Source organism: Streptomyces viridochromogenes (assembly GCF_001270495.1).
In the GTDB taxonomy this organism is placed as follows: Bacteria; Actinomycetota; Actinomycetes; order Streptomycetales; family Streptomycetaceae; genus Streptomyces; species Streptomyces viridochromogenes_A.
Genome location: NZ_LGUR01000025.1, coordinates 1 through 17711, shown reverse-complemented (window position 1 = coordinate 17711; position 17711 = coordinate 1). Strand labels below are relative to the sequence as shown.

The following is a 17711-nucleotide window of genomic DNA, read 5'->3' as shown; positions in this document are numbered from 1 at the left end:
TGGTGACTGAGAGGCCGGGGGCGGGAGAGCCGCCGTCAGGCCACGCGGGCGAGGAAGCTGCGCGTGCGCTCGACTCTGGGCCGGTCGATCACCTGGTGCGGAGGGCCTTGTTCGACGATCACTCCGCCGTCCATGAAGATGACCCGGTCGGCGACCTCGCGGGCGAATCCGATCTCGTGGGTGACCACGATCATGGTCATGCCGTCGCAGGCAAGGTCCTTCATGACGGCAAGCACTTCGCCGACGAGTTCCGGGTCGAGAGCGGACGTCGGCTCGTCGAAGAGCATCACCTTCGGGCGCATGGCCAGGGCGCGGGCGATGGCGACTCGCTGCTGCTGGCCTCCGGACAACTGACCGGGGTACGCGCCGACCTTGCCGGTCAGGCCGACCCGGTCGAGCAATCGGAGCGCGTGTTCACGCGCCGTCGCGCGCGGCTCCTTCTTGACCACGCAGGCGCCTTCCAGGACGTTGTCCAGGATGGTCCGGTGCGGGAACAGGTTGAAGTTCTGGAACACCATGCCGATGTTGCTGCGCTGCCGGGCCAGTTCCTTGCCGCGCAGTTCATGCAGCTGGTCACCCGAGCGGCGGAAGCCGATGATCTCCCCGTCCACGCTGATCACGCCGGCGTCGGGGCGCTCCAGGCGGTTCACGCATCGCAGGAGGGTGCTCTTGCCGGAGCCGGAGGGGCCGAGCAGGCACACGACCTCGCCTCGTTCGACGTCGAAGTCGAGTCCGTCGAGGACGGTCAGCGGCCCGAACGACTTGCTGAGCCCACGGGCCTGCACCATGGCCGTCATCCCTTGGCTCCCTTCGCGGTGGTGGGCACATGGCCGCGGTTGAGGCGTCGCTCCAGGTAGTGCTGGCCCAGAGTGGCCAGTGACACCAACACCAGGTACCAGAGGCTCGCCACGAGCAGCAGAGGGATGACCTGGTAGTTGTTGGCGTAGATGTGCTGGACGGAGGAGAGCAGGTCCTGGCCGGAGATGAAGGCGACCAGCGAGGTGGCCTTGAAGAGGTTGACGAACTGGTTCACCGACGGCGGCACGATGACTCGGAGGGCTTGTGGGAGCAGGACCCTCCGCAGGGTCTGGGTCCCGGTCATGCCGAGTGACTCGGCGGCCTCGGTCTGGCCCCGGCCGACGGCGAGGAAGCCGCCCCGCACGATCTCGGACATGTACGCGGCCTCGTGGAGCCCGAAGCCCAGGAGCGCCGCCATGAACCAGTTGATCACGTGGTTGGTGTCCAGGCCTCCGGCGCTCTCACCGAAGAAGACGGCGGGGCCCAGGAGCGGAAAAACCAGGGCCAGGTTGAACCAGAGGATCAGCTGGACCAGCAGCGGGGTGCCGCGGAAGAACCACAGGTAGAGCGAGGCCGCCGCGGACAGCACTCGGTTGTTCGCGGTCCGCATGACCGCGATCACGACGCCGAGGACGGTTGCGAGGGCCATGCAGAGCACGGTGAGCAGCACCGTCCAGCCGATACCGCGCAGGATCTCGGCGCTGAAAAGGTGCCTGCCGACGACGGGCCAGCCCATGTTCGGGTTCATCGCCACCGAGGCCAGCAGCAGGGCCAGCATCACCAGCACCACTCCGGTCGCGACCCACTGCCAGGGCCTGCGAACCGGCGCGATCCGCAGGGTGGCGAGTTCGTCGATGCCGGACGGGGCTTTCACTGAGACGGGGGCGGTCATGACTTCGCCGCGTTCACGCTCGGAGCGGACATCGCCAGCTTCTGCATGTCCCACTTCTGAAGGATCTTGCCGTAGCTGCCGTTCTTGATGATCTCCTCGAAGGCGGCGACGAGCGCGTCACGCAGCCGGCTGTTGTCCTTGCGTACGGCGGCCCCGTGGAACTGCTCGTAGAACGGCTCACCGACCACCTCGCCGGAGCCGCTGGTCCTGGCCACGTGGCTGCCGACCACGTAGTCGATGATGATCGCGTCGGCTCGCTTGGTGCGCACCTGCATCAGGGTCGCCGGCGCGTCTTCCAGCCGGAGCACCTTCACGCCGTGCTTGCCTGCCTTCTCGCAGGTGGTGTTCTGCTCCTCCGCGAGCTTGGCCGACAGGCTGCCCACCGCGGCGGCGACCGACGCGCCGCACAGGTCGTGGGTGGTGCTGAGCTTCTTCGGATTGCCCTTCTGCACGAACAGGGTCTGGTAGGACGTGGTGTAGTCGACGAACGACACCACCTGCTGCCGTTCCTTGGTGTCCGTGAAGTCACCCATGGCGACGTCGATCTTCCGCGACTGGAGTCCGGGGACGAGCGCGGGAAAGCCGGTGTCGGAGAACTGGATCTTGACGTCGAGTGTCTTGCCCAGGGCGTCCATGAGGTCCTTCTCGAACCCGACGACCTTGGCACCGTCCTTGTAGAGGTAGGGAGCGACGGTGGCGCTTCCGCCGATCTTGAGTGTGCCGGATTCCTGGACGCTTTTCGGGAGCTTGGCGTACAGGGGGTTGTCGGATGCGGTGTGCTGGGCGGACGCACCGGAGCCGCAGGACGAGACCGTGAGAGCGACGGTCATACACACCGCGCCGAGGCAGACAGCTCTCTTCATGGCGTTCTCCATGGTGGTGGTGACGAGCTGGGATGTGACGAAGAGGCGATGAAGGGCGAGGCGCCGGCCGCCCATTTGTGAGCACGGGTGTAACCGGCGGGACCACGGCCAGGTCGGTATGCGTTCGCGGCGGTGGACCGAGTCTCGGCGATGGCCTCGGCATCGCGCGACGCACTGTCGACTACGACACTCGGCTGAAGGCCAGACCGCTGCATATGGGTGTCGCGTGACCGCCCCTCGGAGGACTGGAAACTGCGAAAGCAGTCTTGGTTCAGGAAAGAATCTGGACTGCAGCGCCTCGTGTCAATACTTCGCTCTCGGGTTGGCCACCCTAGTTACCTGCTTGGAATGAACGGGTCGACCACTGGGGCCACCCGGCGAGAGTCGCGGCAGCCTAGCCGCTCTAGTAAGAACGAGTTATCTTTTCCCCTCAGGTGGACAGTGACAGCACGACGTACTCGCGGTGCGCTGCGTCGCGGGGCGGGGAGGGATCCCGGCGGTCGGCGGGTGAGCCATCCTCTGCTGCCTGCGGTCACCCCGGCAGGCGGAGGCACGGGGGGGGGAGCGAGCGCTGCGGGGGCTGAGCCCGCCGGCCGGGCCCAGCCTCCGCAGCACGAGGAGGCGCGGATGCCGTGGCGCCTCGGCATCCGCGCCCTCATACGGGAAGCCTCCTATGCCGCGCCGGCGCCGGCCACGGATCTGCGCCAAGACCTCTGCACATGCTCTCGACCGACGGGGACAGCCCTTGAGGAAATGGACACGATCATGGAAATGAGCCGTGGACAACCTGGTGGGACCCCCATCAGAACCTGCAGGTCACGGGCACAGGCCGTGGCCAAGGGCGAAGGGAACCTACAACAGGACCGTCGGCCGCGGCCTGCCTACGCTGGGATCCATCAGCCCCTTCACGGAAGGGGGCGCCCCATGGCCTCCCCATCGAAGGCGGGCGCGGCCCTCGCCGCGCTGCGCGAGGATCTCGCCGGTGACGTGTTCGCGCCGGGGGACTTCGGTTACGACGACGCCCGGGTCGTCTTCAACGCCATGATCGACCGGCGGCCCGCGGTGATCGCCCAGTGCGTGGACGAGGACGACGTCGTACGGGCCGTGCGGTTCGCCAGGGACCTGGACCTGCACATCGCGGTGCGTGGCGGCGGGCACAGCGTCGCGGGCATGGCGCTGAACGACAACGGTCTGGTGATCGACCTGCGCCATATGCGCGCGGTCACCGTCGACCCCGCGGCCGAGGCGGTACGGGTCGCGGGCGGGGCGACGATGAGCGACCTGGACCGCGCCACCCAGGTGTACGGCCTCGCCACGACCGGTGGCCGGGCGTCTACCACCGGCGTCGGCGGCTTCGTCCTCGGCGGCGGCACGGGCTGGCTGGACCGCTGGTGCGGGCTCGCCGTGGACAATCTGCTCGGCGTGGAGCTGGTCACCGCGGACGGCGGCCGGGTCCACGCGAACGCGGACGAGAACCCGGACCTGTTCTGGGCACTGCACGGGGGCGGCGGCAACTTCGGCATCGCCACCGCGATCACCCTGAAGCTGCACGAGCTGCCCGACTTCGCCATCGCGATGGTGCTGTACCGGCCCGAGTTCGCGCCGGACGCCGTGCGCACCTTCCGCGACGTGATCGAGTCCGGCCCCGACGAGGTGAGCGGCGGCGTCCTCCACCTCACCGGCCCGCCCGAGGACTTCGTACCACCGTCCCTGGTCGGCGAGCTGGTGTGCGGTGCGCTCCTGACGTACGCCGGAGCCGAGCAGGACATGCGCAAGTACGCCGAGCCGCTGCTGGCGCTGCCGCACGAGGCGGAGATCGTCGGCGCGATGCCCTACGCCGACGTGCAGTGCATGATCGACGATCCGCCCGGCATGCGGCACTACTGGTCGGCGGAGTACGTGACGGGCGCTCCGGACGACCTCGTCGACGTCTACTGCGCGGCCGGGCGGTCCATGCCCGTGCCGACCGGCACCCAGCACGTCCTCCTGCCGCAGGGCGGCGCGATCGCCGCCGGTCCGCACGAGTACCCGGTGCCGTACCGGGACGCGCCCTGGGCGGTGCATCCGTACGGCATGTGGGAGGACCCCGCGGACGACGAGCGGTGCCGGCAGTGGGTGCGGGACGTCCGCGCGGACGTGCGGCCGTGGAGCAGCGGCGCGGTCTATCTGAACTTCATCGGCGACGAGGGCGCGGAGCGTGTGGTGGCCGGTCTGGGCGCCGGCAACACGCGGCGACTGGCCGATCTGAAGCGCCGCTACGACCCGGACAACGTCTTCCGGTTCAACCACAACATCAGGCCGGCCTGAGCACCGTCACCAGGCTTGTCCGAACGCCATCACCATGCCTGCCTGAACGCCGTCAGCGTCCGCTCCCCGCCCGGGTCGCCCGCCGTCGCCGGCACGAGGGCGATCTCGTCGAGGCCGGCCTCGGCGTACTCCACGACACGCGCGCGTACGGCGTCCAGGTCGCCCACCAGGCCGACCATGTCCGCCGCCGCGGCGGGCAGCGCCCGGACCAGCGTGCCGGGGTCGGCACCGGTACGGGCCAGCTCGACCGCCTCCCCGAAGCCGGCCGCCTCGAACATGTCGCTGTAGCCGGGCACCGTCAGATACCCGGCGATGCTCCGCAGCACCTGGGCGAGAGACTCCGGGTCCGGATCGACGGCGGCCGGCAGCCAGGAGGCCAGCGTCGGGGGCGTACGGCCGACGCGCTCGGCGGCCGCCGTGAGCTTGGCCCGCAGTGTCCGTACCTGCTCCGGCGAGACGATGTCGAGCAGCATCCGGTCGGAGTGCGCCGCCGCCGTGGCGATCGCGCGGTCGCCGAACGCCGCCACGGTGAGCGGCCCGCCGGGCGGCTGGAGGCGGCGCGGGAAGACACTGCCGGGGACGATCGGCTCACCGGGCTTGCCGTGCAGGTGGACGCGCAGGGCCGCCGCCGAGGCATCCATCGCCGCCGCGGGCCGGACCCGCGGCACCCCGTGCACGCCCTCGACCACCCGCTTGCTGGAGGTCCCCAGCGCCACCCCGACCGGCCGCCCGGTGACGGCCGCGACCGAGGCGGCACCCCGCGCGATCCCGAACGGCTCGCGCACCGACACCGCCACGGGTCCGGCCGTCAGCGCGACCCGCTCGGTGGCCCGACCGATGGCCGCGGCGAGGACGAAGGAGTCCCAGGTCGGCCCCTCCCCCGCCCACACCTCGCGATAACCGAGCCGGTCGGCGACCACCGCCACCCGCAGCGGCTCCTCGACCGGACTGTCGTCCTCCCGTGCCACGGCAACCACGCTGAAGTCCATGCCGACGCCGCTACCCCGCCGGGCGCACCCCAATCCGCAGCGGTGATCGCCTCGTCACCGGGGCGCGCACCCGTCCGGATATGTCGCGCGGCCATCCCCACGGGTAGCGTCCGCCTCATGGACAGCGGTACGGGCGGTATGAGCAGCGGATTCGACACCCACAGCGCCGGGATCACCGTGCGACGGGCGCTGGAGCTGCCCGGCCTGCGCAGCGGGCTCCCCGAGGTCCTCGCGGGCGCCGACCGGCTGGGGCGGACCGTGCGCTGGGTGCACGCGGGCGAGGTGCCCAACATCGCCTCCCTGCTGAAGGGCGGGGAACTTCTGCTGACCACGGGCTACGGCATCGGCACCCGCCCCGCCGACCAGCGCGCGTTCGTGCGCACCCTGGCCGAGCGCGGCATCGCGGCCCTCGTCATCGAGCTCGGCACCCGCTTCACCCGGCTGCCCGCCACCCTGGTCGACACGGCCCGCGCGGCCGGCCTGCCGCTCGTCCAGCTGCACCGCGAGGTGCCCTTCGTGACGGTCACCGAGGAGATCCACACCGAGATCGTCAACGGCCACTACGCCCTGCTGCAACAGGCGGAGGAGGTGCACCGCCGCTGCACGGAAGCGCTGCTCGGCGGCGGCGGGGTGCCCCAAGTGCTCGGCGTCCTCGCCGACTTCAGCGGCAACCCGGTCTTCCTGGAGACGACGGACGGACAGCTGCTGTATGCCGCCGGGTCCGGTCCGGAGGGCGCGGATCCGCTGCAGGTGTGGGAGGGGCTGCGGGGGCAGCGCAAGGACGGGCCGCCGCACGCCGGTTCGGTGTTGGTGGATGTTCCGGGGGGTGGCCCGGGAACGGTGTCGGTCCGGGCCCGGCTGGTACTGCTCCCCGTGCGCGGCCCTCTGGCGCCGGTGCACCGGATCGCCGCCGAGCGGGCCGCGGGCATCCTGGCCGTGGTGCTGATGCAGGCACGGCAGGAGGAGGAGCTGGCGGCGCGCGGGCGCGGCGACTTCCTGACCGACCTCGCGGAGGGCCGTGTCGCCGCCGAGGACGCCCCGGCACAGGCGCGCGTACTGGGCTTCAAGCCGGGTGCCGGCCCGCTGCTGCCAGTCGTGATGCGGCTGGGGGACACCCTGTCGCCGGGCGGTGGCTGGGCGGTGCTGGCGCGCGCGGTCGGCGAGGAGCTGGCGTCGGTGGGGGTGCCGGTGCTGTTGGGCGTACGGCCGGTTGAGGGCCGGGTGCCGCTGCTGCTGGGCCTGCGCGCGGAGTCGGAGCGGTCGGCGGTCGCGGACCGGGTCGCGGTGGCGCTGCGGGCGGGCGTGGAGCGGGCCGGGGTCCAGCGGCCCGGGGCGCCGCCGCCGGTCGTGGTCGTCGCGGCGGCCGGCGGCTGGACGGCGGCCTCGGCGGGCCTGCGGCACGCGGCGGAGACGGCGACGGCGGCCCAGGGCCTGTCCGACCGCCCCTGGTACGACGCCCGGCGCCTGGACATCGACCTGCTGCTGTGGCGACTGCGCGACCACCCGGACCTCGCGGCCTTCGTGGATCGCGCGATCGGCCCGCTCCGCGAGCACGACAACCGTTCGAAACCGCCCCTGCTGCCCACCCTGGAGACGTACTTGGCCCACGCGGGCCGCAAGGCGGAGACCGCCCGCGAGCTGCACCTCAACCGGCAGACGCTGTACAACCGCCTCGCCCGCATCGGCGAGTTGCTCGGCACCGACCTCGACGACCCGCAGACGGTACTGGCGTTGAGCCTGGCGCTGCGGGCACGGCGGCATGCGGGGTAGCCGGAGGCGGCCGGGGGAAGACGCGCGTGCCTGGAACGAGGCGTCTAGATCACGAACCGCGGCTGCGTCAACTCGTCGTACACGCTGAGGACTTGGGCCACCGTCTCGTCCTCGGTCGGCCAGGTGGCGGTCTGCCGCGCGCCGCGCTCCCTGAGGAGCTCCCGCCGCTCGGGATCGCCGAGCAGTCGTACGACGGCGTCGGCGAGGGCCTTCGCGTCGCCGTACGGGACGAGTTCGGCCGCGTCGCCGACGAGTTCCGGCACGCCGCCCACCTCGGTGGCGACGAGCGGCACGCGCGCGTGCAGGGCCTCCTGCGCGAGGACGGACCGTGACTCCCAACTGCTGGGCATGAGCGCCACGTCGGCGGCGGCGAGCAGCTCGGAGACGTCGTCACGGCGCCCGATGAGCCGCACGGGCAGCTCCTCGTCCTCGATACGCCGCTGCAGATCGGCCCGGAGCACCCCCTCCCCCGCGATCACGACCAACGGCACGGGGTCGAGCCGCAGCCACGCGCGCGAGGCGTCCAGCAGCACGTCGTACCCGCGATGCCGCTCCAGCGAGCCGACGGCGATCAGCAACGGCCGCCCGGTGGCCCCGAGTTCGGCCCGGATCTTGGGCCGCAGCCGGTCGGGGTCGTCGTGCTCGGCGGCGCGGCCGGGCGCGGGCATGGCGACGGCGGCGAGGCGCGCGTCCCGGGCACCGGTCCGGCGGGCCCGGTCCACGAGCGCCGAGGTGGTCCCGAGCACGACGGAGGCGGCCTTGACGACGCGCCGCTCCAACAGCCGTACGAGATGGGCGCGGGCGCCCTCGGCATGCGCCCGGTCGTGCCAGGTGACGACGAGCGGGGTACGCCGTCCGCTCAGCGCGAGCACGGCGCGGAAGGAGGCGTGCAGTCCGTGCGCGTGCACGAGGTCGGCGTCCGCGCAGGCTGCCCGCAGAGCTGCCACGGAGGCGGGATCGCTGCTGCGCGGCACATGCACATGGTCGGCGCCGGCCCCCGTGAAGTCATAGCGGTGATCGGCCTCGACGGGGGCGCACACGGTGACCCGCACGCCCCGCGCGACCAGCCCCGAGGCCAGCGAGCGCACATGCGCGCTGCTGCCGGCGTTGCCACCGCCCAGCACCTGCACGGTGCGCAGCGAAGACTGGCCGTGCGGTGCATGGCTGCTCACGGGGGTCACGTGGCCGGGGCTCCTGCTTCGGGTCGGGCGGTCACGAAGAAAGTACAGAAGGATCGGGCGGACGGGGTGTACCGCGCGAATCCCTACGCGTACGACGTGTTTACGCCAAGGATGCCAGGACGTACGGCCGTTCCGGGAACGGCGGAAGGCCGGAGGCGGCGTGGGCGCCGGGCAACGTGGCGGGCGGAGTCACCTGGACGAGTGATCCCGGGTGAGGGTTGTGGCCGAACATGCGCGCGTGGAGCACGCTTCAGCGACCGGCCCTCGCCGTCGCGGCCCGTCGAGCCACGCTCACCTCACCGCGCGGTCGGCGCCTCGCGCCAGCTCGCTCACCTTGTCTCCGTACACCGCGGCGGCCACGACGGCGGCGGCGTGAGCGACCAGTCCGGCCCTGCCGTTCCCGGCGACGGCTGCGGCGCCCAGGGCAGCGCCCAGCGCATGCGCCCCGGTGTCGCCGATCATCGCCCGCTCCCCGAGGTCGTCGGGCAGTACGGCCGCGGCGGCCCCCATGGCGGTGGCGGCCAGTTCGGCACCGGGCCCGGAGCGCAGCAGTCCCGGCGCACCGAGCGCGAGCACCGCGGCGGCGGCCCGCCCGGGCCGTACGTCCACGAGATTCACGAAGTGCGCGGCACCGGCGATCACGACCCCGGCGAGCAGCCGGTCCAAGGGCCGCTCCTTCAGGACCGCCCCCGCGACGAGCCCGGCAGCGGAGATCCCGAACAACTTGACGGCCCCGCTGGTGACTTCGCCGTCCCGCAGAGCGGACAGATGCGCCCGGAACCCGCGCCGGGGGTCACCGGCCCCCGTGACGTCGTCGTAGGCCCCGCAGACCCCGGCGGCAGCCGCGGCGACACCAGCGGCGGGCGAGATCCTTCCCGCCCCGACCGCGGCCGCCAGGGCGGAGGCGGGCCCGGCGTACAACTCCACCGTCCGCCCGGCGTAGTTCTTCCGCTCCCAGCGGTCACGGCCCCCGGGAGCCTTGGCGCGCAGGGCGGCGACGGCGGCGCGGGTGAGGGCGGCGGAGAGTCCGAAGGAAACGGCTCGCTCGATCATCCGGTCACCCTACGGGCCACATGCCGCCCGCCGGCGCGCGGCCCGGGCCAGGGCCTGGCCGGCGGATCATGCCGGCGTGGCGGGGCCTGGCACGCCCATCTGCGTTGACGAGATGCCGTTTTTTGCGGCCGGCCTGATCCGCCGGCCAGCTCCGGACACCGCGGGCACCGCGGGCACCGCAGGGGACTTTCGAAACACCCCCTACCCGTCCGCCCGAGCCGTCTCCAGCAACTCCTCCGCGTGCGCCCGCGCGGTCTCCGAGTCCTCCTGCCCGGCGAGCATCCGGGACAGCTCCCGGATCCGCTCCTCGCCCTCCAGGACCTTCACCCCGGACCGGGTGACCGACCCGTCGTTGGTCTTCTCGACGAGCAACTGCCGGTCGGCGAAGGCGGCGACCTGCGGCAGGTGGGTCACCACGACGACCTGCGCGGTCTTCGCCAGCCGGGCCAGCCGCCGCCCGATCTCCACGGCCGCCTTGCCGCCGACACCCGCGTCGACCTCGTCGAAGAGATACGTCGGCACGGGATCGGTCCCCGCGAACACGACCTCGACGGCGAGCATCACGCGCGAGAGCTCACCGCCGGACGCGCCCTTGGCGATCGGCCGGGGCGGCGCTCCCGGGTGCGGAGCGAGCAGCAGCTCGACCTCGTCCACGCCGGACGGCCCGTAGGCGACCGCGCGCCCGCCGACCTCCACGCCCTGCGGATCCTCGGTCTGCCGGATGTCGAAGGACACGCGCGCGTGCGGCATCGCGAGCGAGGCCAGCTCCGCCGTCACCGCGGCCGCGAACCGCTCGGCGGCGTCCGTCCGCGCATCGGTCAACGCCTGCGCCAGCCCGCCCAGCTCGGCCCGCAGCGCGTCCCGCTCGGCGGTCAGCTCCCCGATCCGCTCGTCGTCGCTGTCCAGCTCGCCCAGCCGCCCCGCGCTCTCCTCGGCCCAGGCGAGCACGGAGGCGACGTTCTCGCCGTACTTCCGGGTGAGCGCGTTCAGCGCGGCCCGCCGCTCCTCGACGGCCGTGAGCCGCAACGGGTCGGCGTCCAGGTCATCGGCGTACCCCGCCAACTCCCCGGCGACATCGCCCAGCAGGATCCCGATCTCCCCGATCCGGTCGGCCAGCGCGGACAGCGCCGGATCGTGCGACCGCACGGCGTCCAGGGCCCGCTGCGCGCCCGCGACGAGCGTCGCCGCGTCGATGCCCTCGGGGTCCTCCGGATTACCGGCGAGCGCGGCGTGAGCGGCCGTGGCGGCCGACGACAGCGCCTCCGCGTGCCCCAGCCGCTCGGCCTCCTCCGCGAGCTCCACGTCCTCCCCGGCCCGCGGCTCGACACCGGCGATCTCGTCGAGCCCGAAGCGCAGCAGGTCGGCTTCCTGAGCCCGCTCACGCGCGCGCGTGACGATCTCGTCCAGCTCGACGGAGACGGCCCGCAGCCGCCGGTACGCCTCGCCGTACTTGGCGAGCGGCACCGCGACGGCGTCCCCCGCGTACCGGTCGAGCGCCTGCCGCTGCCGGGCCAGCTTCAGCAGTCCCTGCTGATCGGTCTGCCCGTGCACGGCCACCAGCTCGTCGGCCAGCTCGGCCAGCATCCCGACCGGCACACTGCGCCCGCCCAGATGCGCCCGCGACCGCCCCTCGGCGGAAACGGTACGTCTGATCAGCAACGCCCCGTCGTCGAGCTCCGCCCCGGCCTCCTCGACCCGTACGACGACCGGCGCCCCCGAGGGCACGGCGATCCGTCCCTCCACGACCGCCTTCTCGGCCCCGATCCGCACGAGCGCCGGGTCCGCCCGCCCACCGAGCAGCAGCCCCAGGCTGGTGACCACCATGGTCTTGCCCGCACCGGTCTCACCCGTGACGGCGGTGAACCCCGGCGACAGCTCGACGACAGCGTCGTCGATGACTCCGAGCGACCGTATCCGCATCTCCTCCAACACGGACACGACCTTACGAGGTCGGGGGCGGGGAGTGCGACGGCCCCCAGCCTCAGTCATGTGAAGGTCCAGGTGACGAATGTGTACCTGCCTCGCATGTCACCCAGGCGAGTGGAGGTACCCAGGGGCGCGGGGCTGTATCGATGTGCGGCTCCGCCGCGTGGGCGCGACCAGCCACGACGGCCCCGCAGCCGCCGACCCACCCCTCACACCACGGCGAACGGGCTAATGCGGCGCACCCCGCCACCCGGAAACCGGCAACGCGAACTTCGCCACGAGCCGGTCGGTGAACGACGCGTGATGCAGCCGAGCCAGCCGCACCGGCACAGCCCCCCGCCGCACCTCGACCCGCGCCCCCGGCGGCAACTCCACAGTCCGCCGCCCGTCACACCACAACACCCCCGGCGGGATATGCGGCAGCACCTCCACGGCCAGCACAGAGTCCGGCGAGGTCACCAACGGCTTCGCGAACAGCGCATGCGCCGAGATCGGCACCATCAACAGCGCCTCGACCTCGGGCCACACCACCGGCCCACCCGCCGAGAAGGCATACGCCGTCGACCCGGTAGGAGTCGACAGCACGATCCCGTCGCACCCGAACCCCGTCACCGGCCGCCCGTCGATCTCCAGCACGACCTCAAGCAACTTCTCGGCACCGGCCTTCTGCACGGCCGCCTCGTTCAGCGCCCAGTCCGTGTGCACGATGTCGCCGTTCTGATGCACGACGACGTCGACGGTCATCCGCTCCTCGACCTCGTACGCCTTGGTGACGACCCGGTCGACGACCTTGTCGAGATCGTCCCGCTCGGCCTCCGCGAGGAACCCGACCCGCCCGAGGTTGACGCCGAGCATCGGCACCCCGGACGCCCGGGCGAACTCGGCACCCCGCAGCAGCGTCCCGTCGCCGCCCAGCACTATCAGCAGCTCGCACCCGTCGAGGCACTGCGGAGTCGCCTCCTTGACGAGCCCCACCTCGGGCGGCAGCGGCAGGTCGGCCGCCTCGTACTCCAGGACCCGCACGCCGATCCCCGACCGCAGCAGTCCCTTGACCACCAGCTCGGCGCTGCGAATGGCCGCGGGCCGCCCTGTGTGGGCGAGCAGAAAAACAGTACGAGCTCGGTTCTGTGTCAACGCGGCCCCTCCGCAACTGCACGGTCAACGTCGGCCGGGTCCAGGGCGGGCGCCCCGGCACGCAGCCACAGAAAGTACTCGACATTCCCGGAGGGTCCGGGCAACGGACTCGCCGTGACGCCCTTCACCCCGAGCCCGAGTTCCCACGCCTTCTCGGCGACTCCCCGCACGGCCTCCGCCCGCAGCTGCGAACTCCGTACGACTCCCCCACTGCCCAGCCGTTCCTTCCCCACCTCGAACTGCGGCTTGACCATCATCACCAGATCGGCGTCCGGCTTCACGCACCGCACCAGGGCGGGCAGCACCAGTCCGAGCGGGATGAAGGACAGATCCCCCACGACAAGATCCACTGGTTCCCCATCGATCGCTTCGAGCGTCAACTCGCGTACGTTCGTACGGTCCTTGACGGTGACGCGTTCATCACTCTGGAGAGTCCAGGCGAGTTGTCCGTATCCGACGTCCACGGCGACGACATGGGCGGCCCCCGACCGCAGCAGGACGTCGGTGAAACCCCCGGTGGAAGCGCCGGCGTCCAGCGCCCGCCGCCCCTTCACCACGAGCCCCCGGGGCACGAAGACGTCCAGCGCGCCCGCGAGCTTGTGCCCGCCCCGGGAGACGTACTCGGGATCGCTGCCGTCGGTGGAGACCACGATCGCCGCCGCCGTCTCCACCTGCGTGGCCGGCTTGGTCGCGACGGTCTTGCCGACGGTGACCCGCCCGGCGGCGATCAGCTGGCTGGCGTGCTCACGCGAACGCGCGAGCTTCCGGCGGACCAGCTCCGCGTCCAGTCGGCGGCGTGCGACTCCTGCCACGTTCGGTTCAGCTCCTATTGCCATACGAGGGTGAAGGCGCCCTCTGGTCGTACGACGGCGAGGGCGCCGGAGGTCCCGGGCGGGCGTCGAGCGCGGTCAGCGCGTCGCGCAGCCCCCGGTGTACATCCTCGTACACCTCGAGGTGCCCGTCCGTGGCGAGGTGGTCGGCATCACCCAGCCGCTCCAGCTGGGCGTCGACGTCGGCATCGCCGGTGGGGGTGCGGGGGACGTTCAGCGGGGCGGGGGCGGCAGGGTCGTACTCGGGTTCGACCGCGAGCCCGGCCTCCGCGGCGGCCTCCTCCTGGACGTCCCCCGCCGGGATCCCCGCCTCCGGGAACTCCGTCTCCGGAACTGTGTCGCTCATGCCCAGACGCTACCCCGAACCGCTGGGGTACCGTCGATCGCGATGGCCACGACTGAGGAGTGCCGCGCCGCACTCGAAAAGCTCTCGGACAACATGCAGCGCGCCGAAGGGGACGCCGCCGCGGCGGCGGCCCTGGACCGTTCGGTCAGCTGCCACATCACCGACCTGGACGTCACGTTCGCCGGCCGCATGGCGGGCGGCCGGATCCATGTCCACGAGACGCTCCAGGGCCCACCCCGGGAGAAGGCCCAGATCAGACTGAGCATGGCCGGCGACGACCTGGTCGCCCTGGTCGACGGAGCGCTGCACTTCGCCAAGGCATGGGGCTCGGGCCGGGTGAAGCTGCACGCGGGCGTGCGCGACCTGCTGGTGCTCAGGAAGCTTCTGTAGCCGCGACCTTCGCGCCCTGGTCCTTCTCGCCCTGCCCCTTCGCGATCTGGTCCTTCTTGACCAGATCCTTCTCGATCTGCTCCTTCTTGACCTGTTCGCGCGCCTTCCGCGCCGCCGGCACCACCAACGGCGTCCCCGTCTCCGGGTCGTCGATGACCTGGCACCGCAGCCCGAAGACCTCCTCGACCAACTCGGCCGTGACGATGTCGTTCGGCGCGCCCTCGGCGATGATCTCCCCGCCGCGCAGGGCGATGAGGTGCGTGGCGTAGCGGGCGGCGTGGTTGAGGTCGTGCAGGACGGCGACCAGCGTGCGCCCCTGCTCCTCGTGCAGCTCCGCGCACAGGTCGAGGACGTCGATCTGGTGCTGGATGTCGAGGTAGGTCGTCGGCTCGTCGAGCAGCAGCAGCGGCGTCTGCTGGGCGAGCGCCATCGCGATCCACACACGCTGCCGCTGACCGCCGGAGAGCTCGTCGACATAGCGATCCGCGAGTTCGGCGACCCCGGTCTGCTCCATCGACTCCTGGACGACCCGCTCGTCCTCGGTCGACCACTGGCGCAGGATGCCCTGGTGCGGGTACCGGCCGCGGCCCACCAGGTCGGCGACGGTGATCCCGTCGGGCGCGATCGACGACTGCGGCAGCAGGCCCAGCGTGCGCGCGACCTTCTTCGCCGGCATCGACTGGATGACCTGCCCGTCCAGCAGGACCCGGCCCTGGCTGGGCTTGAGCATCCGCGACAGGGCCCGCAGCAGCGTGGACTTGCCGCACGCGTTCGGGCCGACGATCACGGTGAAGGAGTTGTCGGGTATCTCCACCGACAGCTGCTCGGCGATGACCCGCTGGTCGTAGGCGAGGGTGACGTTGTCGGCGGACAGGCGGTTCACGGTGCTCCTTCGGTCGTTCAGCCCACTGCTGTTCTTGTCGGTACTGCCGGTGCTCATATCCGGCCCGCCTTGCGCTCGGTGACCAGCAGCCACAGCAGATATACGCCGCCGAGCACGCCGGTGACCACGCCCACGGGCATCTGGTCGGCGCCGAAGACCCGCTGGGAGATCCAGTCGGCGGTGACGAGGAGGGCGGCGCCCATGCACAGGGAGGGCAGCAGGTTCGGCCCGGGCGAGCGGGTCAGGCGCCGGGCGAGCTGCGGGGCGGTGAGCGCCACGAAGCTGACGGGACCGGCGGCGGCGGTGGCGGCCGCGGTGAGCAGCACGGCCGCCAGCATCAGCAGCAGCCGTACGCGTTCGACACGCACCCCGAGGGCGTACGAGACGTCGTCGCCCATCTCCATCATCCGCAGCCCGCGCGCGTTGGCGAGGACGAGCGGCACGAGGACGGCGCACAGCGCGAGCAACGGCCAGACCTGGGCCCAGTCACGGCCGCTGAGGGAGCCGGTCATCCACACGACGGCGCGGGCCGCGTCGACCAGGTCGGCCTTGGTCAGCAGATAGCCGTTGACCGCCGTCATGATCGCGGACATGCCGATACCGACCAGGACCAGTCGATAACCGTGCACGCCCCGCTTCCAGGCGAGCAGATAGATGGCGAGCCCGGTCGCGAGCCCGCCCACGAGCGCGCCGACGGTGACCTGGCCGGCGTTCCCGGAGAACAGCACGATCACCACGAGCGCGCCGGCCGTGGCCCCCTGCCCGAGACCGAGGATGTCCGGGCTGCCCAGCGGGTTGCGGGACAGCGCCTGGAACAGCGCGCCGCCGAGACCGAGCGAGGCACCGACCAGGAGCCCGACGAGGACCCGCGGCAGCCGCAGCTCGTTGACGATGAACTCCTGCCCCGCGTTCCCGTCGCCGAGCAGCGTCCTGAGCACGTCGCCCGCCGGGATCGGGAAGTCGCCGGTGCCGATCAGCACGACGCCGGCCCCGAGCGCGGCGAGCAGCAACAGCAGGACGACGGTCAGCGCCCGCACGTCCAGCCGGACGGAGAGCCCACCGGGGGACCGCACGGCACGGTTGGCGCGGGCGGGCCTCCCCCCGCTCTTCACCGCGCTCCGCACTTCGCTGTTCGCCGCGACCTTCACTTCGCTCTTCGCTTCCCTCTTCAACGCGGTCTTCACAGCTGGGCCGTCCTCCGCCGTCGTACGAGAAAGATGAAGACCGGTCCGCCGAGGATCGCGGTGACGATGCCGACCTGTAGCTCCGAGGGCCGGGCCACGATCCGCCCGAGGACGTCGGCGCCGAGCAGCAGCACGGGCGACAGGACGGCCGCGTACGGCAGGATCCAGCGCAGGTCGGGCCCGGTGAAGGAGCGCACTACGTGCGGCACCATCAGGCCGACGAAGACGATCGGGCCGCAGGCGGCGGTCGCGGCACCGCACAGCACGGTGGCGGCGAGCATCGCCAGCACCCGGGTGCGGTTCAGGTTCGCGCCGAGGGCCTTGGCGGTGTCGTCGCCCATCTCCATGGCGTTGAGCGGCCGGGCGAGCGCGAGCGCGAGAACCATGCCGACGACGAGGAACGGCAGGACCTGTCTGATGGTCGCGTCCGTCGCCGAGGTCAGCGAACCGACCGTCCAGAAGCGCATCTTGTTCAGCGCCGCGTTGTCCATGATCATCACGGCCTGGAGATAGCCGTACAGGGCGGCACTGATCGCCGTACCGGCGAGCGCGAGCCGCACCGGCGTGGCACCCCGGCTGCCGCCGAGGAACCAGACCATCGCCCCGACCGCGGCCGCCCCGAGGAAGGCGAACCAGACATAGCCGCTCAGGCTGGTGACACCGAAGAAGGTGATGGCGGTGACGACGGCGGCGGACGCACCCGCGTTGATGCCGAGCAGACCGGGGTCGGCCAGCGGATTACGGGTGAGCGCCTGGAGCACAGCACCCGCGAGCCCGAGCGCGGCACCGGCGAGCAGACCGAGGACAGTGCGCGAGATCCGGTCGTCGACCACGACATCGCCATAGGTCCCCGAGGCCGTGAACAGGCCGTGCCAGACCTCCCCGAGGGACAGCTGTTTCGCCCCGACCGCGATGCTCGCCAACACGACGACCAAAAGGATCAGGACAGAGACGAGCAGCCCAACGGCACGTATCGCCCGTCGGGTTGGGGGCGCGGACCGGGGCTCCGCGCGCTGTTCGGGAGGACTGTCGACCAACACGCAGTTAGGTTAGCCTACCCTCCCATTCAGCCACGATCCCGCCGCACGCCGTCACGACCCCGGCGTCGATCCCGCCCTCCGACGTCACAACTTCGGCGACCATCCCGCCCCCGACCTCACAGCCC

16 protein-coding genes are annotated in these 17711 nt (G+C 71.9%); 3 read left to right on the top strand and 13 right to left on the bottom strand.

The genetic code is table 11. The annotated features are described in order from the left end of the window. Positions 1-35: 35 nt before the first annotated feature. The 3 genes from ADK36_RS05110 to ADK36_RS05100 are packed head-to-tail and all read right to left on the bottom strand — an operon-like array spanning position 36 to position 2553. Entirely contained in the window at positions 36-797 is a 762-nt protein-coding gene (locus ADK36_RS05110) for an amino acid ABC transporter ATP-binding protein (protein ID WP_048582518.1), read from the bottom strand. Beyond that, the gene (locus ADK36_RS05105; RefSeq protein ID WP_053196521.1) at positions 794-1690 is read right to left on the bottom strand and encodes an amino acid ABC transporter permease; all 897 of its coding nucleotides are present in this window, start codon (positions 1688-1690) and stop codon (positions 794-796) included. Before ADK36_RS05105 ends, ADK36_RS05110 begins: the two co-directional genes overlap by 4 nt. Then, positions 1687-2553, bottom strand: a complete 867-nt coding sequence (locus tag ADK36_RS05100; protein ID WP_159029181.1) for an ABC transporter substrate-binding protein — start codon at positions 2551-2553, stop codon at positions 1687-1689. Before ADK36_RS05100 ends, ADK36_RS05105 begins: the two co-directional genes overlap by 4 nt. A gap of 924 nt (positions 2554-3477) precedes the next feature. Here ADK36_RS05100 and ADK36_RS05095 point away from each other — a divergent pair. Further along, a complete protein-coding gene (locus tag ADK36_RS05095; protein WP_053196518.1) occupies positions 3478-4860 on the top strand; it encodes an FAD-binding oxidoreductase in 1383 nt (460 codons plus the stop codon). A 29-nt stretch (positions 4861-4889) separates the two neighbouring features. Here the strand turns inward: ADK36_RS05095 and ADK36_RS05090 are convergent, their stop codons facing one another. Beyond that, positions 4890-5849 (bottom strand): LLM class F420-dependent oxidoreductase, encoded by a 960-nt coding sequence (locus ADK36_RS05090; protein ID WP_048582522.1) that lies wholly within the window; start codon positions 5847-5849, stop codon positions 4890-4892. Positions 5850-5966: 117 nt separating this feature from the next. On the opposite strand from ADK36_RS05090, the gene ADK36_RS05085 reads away from it, so the two are divergent. After that, positions 5967-7619, top strand: coding sequence for a PucR family transcriptional regulator (locus ADK36_RS05085; RefSeq protein ID WP_048582523.1), 1653 nt, complete (start codon positions 5967-5969; stop codon positions 7617-7619). A gap of 44 nt (positions 7620-7663) precedes the next feature. Here the strand turns inward: ADK36_RS05085 and ADK36_RS05080 are convergent, their stop codons facing one another. The 6 genes from ADK36_RS05080 to ADK36_RS05055 form a co-directional block, all read right to left on the bottom strand. Next, on the bottom strand, positions 7664-8800 hold the full coding sequence (locus tag ADK36_RS05080; protein ID WP_048582524.1) for a glycosyltransferase family 4 protein: 1137 nt from the start codon (positions 8798-8800) through the stop codon (positions 7664-7666). A gap of 291 nt (positions 8801-9091) precedes the next feature. Continuing rightward, positions 9092-9853 (bottom strand): hypothetical protein, encoded by a 762-nt coding sequence (locus ADK36_RS05075; protein WP_048582525.1) that lies wholly within the window; start codon positions 9851-9853, stop codon positions 9092-9094. A 201-nt stretch (positions 9854-10054) separates the two neighbouring features. Further along, positions 10055-11773, bottom strand: coding sequence for a DNA repair protein RecN (gene recN / locus ADK36_RS05070; protein WP_053196516.1), 1719 nt, complete (start codon positions 11771-11773; stop codon positions 10055-10057). Positions 11774-12007: 234 nt separating this feature from the next. Next, a complete protein-coding gene (locus ADK36_RS05065; protein ID WP_030054779.1) occupies positions 12008-12913 on the bottom strand; it encodes an NAD kinase in 906 nt (301 codons plus the stop codon). Beyond that, on the bottom strand, positions 12910-13725 hold the full coding sequence (locus ADK36_RS05060) for a TlyA family RNA methyltransferase (RefSeq protein WP_053196514.1): 816 nt from the start codon (positions 13723-13725) through the stop codon (positions 12910-12912). Before ADK36_RS05060 ends, ADK36_RS05065 begins: the two co-directional genes overlap by 4 nt. Positions 13726-13732: 7 nt before the next feature. Continuing rightward, positions 13733-14089, bottom strand: a complete 357-nt coding sequence (locus tag ADK36_RS05055) for a hypothetical protein (RefSeq protein ID WP_053196512.1) — start codon at positions 14087-14089, stop codon at positions 13733-13735. Between the two features lie 42 nt (positions 14090-14131). Between ADK36_RS05055 and ADK36_RS05050 the strand changes: the two genes are divergently transcribed. Then, a complete protein-coding gene (locus ADK36_RS05050) occupies positions 14132-14479 on the top strand; it encodes an SCP2 sterol-binding domain-containing protein (RefSeq protein WP_048587415.1) in 348 nt (115 codons plus the stop codon). Here the strand turns inward: ADK36_RS05050 and ADK36_RS05045 are convergent. From ADK36_RS05045 to ADK36_RS05035, 3 genes are read right to left on the bottom strand one after another with little or no spacing between them, the layout of a single operon-like run. Continuing rightward, positions 14463-15419, bottom strand: coding sequence for an ABC transporter ATP-binding protein (locus ADK36_RS05045; RefSeq protein ID WP_078916821.1), 957 nt, complete (start codon positions 15417-15419; stop codon positions 14463-14465). The two genes, ADK36_RS05050 and ADK36_RS05045, sit on opposite strands and share 17 nt — an antisense overlap. After that, a complete protein-coding gene (locus tag ADK36_RS05040; protein WP_199830116.1) occupies positions 15416-16486 on the bottom strand; it encodes a FecCD family ABC transporter permease in 1071 nt (356 codons plus the stop codon). Before ADK36_RS05040 ends, ADK36_RS05045 begins: the two co-directional genes overlap by 4 nt. A 56-nt stretch (positions 16487-16542) precedes the next feature. Beyond that, positions 16543-17586, bottom strand: coding sequence for a FecCD family ABC transporter permease (locus ADK36_RS05035; protein WP_048587416.1), 1044 nt, complete (start codon positions 17584-17586; stop codon positions 16543-16545). Positions 17587-17711 lie beyond the last annotated feature (125 nt).